The organism is Aquabacterium sp. A08, assembly GCF_011742065.1.
The window spans coordinates 1-272 of the sequence record NZ_JAAQQT010000265.1; the positions used below are offsets into that span (position 1 = coordinate 1).

The 272-nt window shown below is 69.5% G+C and carries 1 protein-coding gene; it reads right to left on the minus strand.

All coding sequences use genetic code 11. From position 1 onward, the window contains the following. A partial coding sequence (locus tag HA630_RS26900) for a cyclic nucleotide-binding domain-containing protein (RefSeq protein ID WP_166831978.1) occupies positions 1–272 on the minus strand: 272 nt, incomplete at both ends.

Here is a 272-nt window from a genome sequence, read left to right on the forward strand (position 1 = left end):
TGGTCGGCAAACGACGGGTGGTGCTCGAAGAGGTCGGTGAACACCGGCTCGGGCAGCAGGTAGAGCAGGGTGTCGGCCTCGGCCACGGCGGGAAAGCGCACCCGTTGGCGGTGCAGCAGCCCGAATTCGCCGAAGTAGCCGCCTTCGGTCAGCCGGTTGTAGAGCGTGCCGTCGCGACGGTACACCGCCACCACGCCGCTGCGCACGATGTGCCACCACTGCGCCGGCTGGCCGTATTCCACGATGCGGGTGCCGGCGCGGCAGTAGCGCAC